We start from the raw sequence: 1,895 nt of genomic DNA on the forward strand, positions 1-1,895 counted from the left end.
CTGCGACTGCGGCGATCGAGTCCGGGACGCGTCCATACCGAACCCCAGACGTTGGCAGTCACGAAGTTCTGCAGTTCTTCGCTGTCCGTTCCCCGGGTGCGCTCGAAGGCGGCGTCGACGAAATCGGCCCCCATGACTTCGGTGCGCACAGCCAATCCGGCGTCGAAGGAGTCAGGCGTGGTGCTTTCGGACATGGCAGGTTCGCTCGCTTTCGGCAGGTGATTTCAGGCCGGAGCAAGCCTACTTCGTGTCCCGGTCCCGACGACTGCGCGGCCGACCGCGGTCACCACGCCCCACGCGACGTCTCGCAGACTGAAGTAGTCCCGCCAGACGCAGACCTTGCCGTCGCGCAGTTCGAAAGTTCCGCATACCCAGAACTCGATGCGCAGCGGTCCGACGGTGAGGATGTCGGTGCGTTCGGTGAGCACCGTGGACTCGTCGCCGACGATGTGGTGCATCTCCGCCTCGAATTTCAGTGAAGGCTTGGTGACCAGACGTAGCGCTCGCACGACGGTCTTCTTGCCTCGCAGGGTGGGGAGCGAGACGTTCTGCCAGACGATGTCGTCTGTCATCAATTCGGCTGCGGCGTCCACGTCGAAATCGGTGAGGGCCGCGAACATTGCGTTCACCGTGGCTGTCGAACTACTCATGGGGTGTCCTTGGCTGATTATTCGGCCGGTGTTGCCCGGATGAAGGTACCGAGATGATCGTGATCGAAGTACTCCAAGGTTAGCGAGTTTCCGTCGAAGGTGGCCTTCGAGACCGTCCCGGCCGGTGCGTTCTCGCCGCTGAGCGGGAACGTGAAGGTGTTTCCGTCCCAGTGGGTCAGAGGGTACGTCGCGGCCGCGGGACCCATGGTCAAGGTCAGCGCACCGTTCTGCTGCGTCACGAGCGCGGGACCCCAGTACGGATTGCCGTAGTCGCCGGTCAATTGGTCTGTCGGTGGCGCGGGAGCGGGGGAGGTCGGCGGCGTCTTCCCGGCAAGTTCGCCCTCAGGGTCGGCTTGTGAGGCAAAGGACGCTTCGTACAGCGGGCGCCACTCGCGGGTGATCTTCCCGAACTGCACCAGATCGGCGAATTCGGCGGTCAAGGTCTCTGCGACGCCGGTGGGCGTGCCGTTGGTCAGAACGACTATGCCGACGTCAGCGGAGGGAATCGTCACGAAATTGGTCCCGGCACCGAGCAGGAAGGCGCCGGAGTGGCTGGCGGTCACACGGCCTGCCGCGCTGTCGGAAACGTTGAACCCGTAGCCGTAGAAGCCGGAGCGTTCCCCGATTTCCTGCGCATGGCGCGAGACGATTTCCGGGTTGACTGCGGGCACGAGCGCCTCCGTCTGAACGACCTGCTGCCCCTGATACCGACCGCCCGAAAGCACCATGTCCAACCACTTGGCCATGTCGTTCACCGAGGAGCTGACTCCACCGGCGGGGGATTGGGCGTCGGCGTCCCGAACCGGCCCTACCTTGTACTTTCCGTCTTCGAGGATGTGGCCGACTGCTCGATTTTCTCGGGCTTGGTAATCGGCGAACCGCGAAGACGTCGACGTCATACCGAGCGGACCGTAGATCGTGTTCTGCGACAGCGTTTCCCAATCGGTGCCCGCCGCGGCTGCAACGGCCTCCGCACCGGCAGTGACGCCGAAGTTCGTGTACTCGTATGTGATTCGGAAGGGATTGAGCGGTAGTTGGCGAAGTTTTTCGAGCACCTGGGCCCGGTTGTAGCCCAGGTCCTCCAGCCCGTCGCCGGCGTGGTCCGGTAACCCCGACCGATGCGTGTAGAGATCGGAGATCGTGAGGTGGTCGGTCACCCACGGATCGGCAAGCGCAAACCCCGGCAGTTTCGAGATCACCGGAGTGTCCCAGTCCACGGTCCCGATTCCGACTTCGTGGGCGACC

2 protein-coding genes and 1 pseudogene are annotated in these 1,895 nt (G+C 63.7%); all 3 read right to left on the reverse strand.

Features of this window, described 5'->3' with window-relative positions:
• A pseudogene (locus A2J01_RS14115) lies at positions 1 to 194 on the reverse strand (carboxymuconolactone decarboxylase family protein); the annotation flags it as partial.
• 30 nt (positions 195 to 224) lie between these two features.
• A complete protein-coding gene (locus A2J01_RS14120; RefSeq protein WP_007726363.1) occupies positions 225 to 650 on the reverse strand; it encodes a limonene-1,2-epoxide hydrolase family protein in 426 nt (141 codons plus the stop codon).
• A 17-nt stretch (positions 651 to 667) separates the two neighbouring features.
• On the reverse strand, positions 668 to 1,895 hold a 1,228-nt coding region (locus A2J01_RS14125; protein WP_064112925.1), incomplete at its 5' end, for a serine hydrolase.

The organism is Rhodococcus sp. EPR-134 (assembly GCF_001647205.1).
Taxonomy (GTDB): Bacteria; Actinomycetota; Actinomycetes; order Mycobacteriales; family Mycobacteriaceae; genus Rhodococcus_F; species Rhodococcus_F qingshengii.

What these genes read in the sequence shown, in the direction of transcription:
- A2J01_RS14120 (WP_007726363.1), bottom strand. Translation starts at nt 650, where the DNA reads ATGAGTAGTTCGACAGCCACGGTGAACGCAATGTTCGCGGCCCTCACC.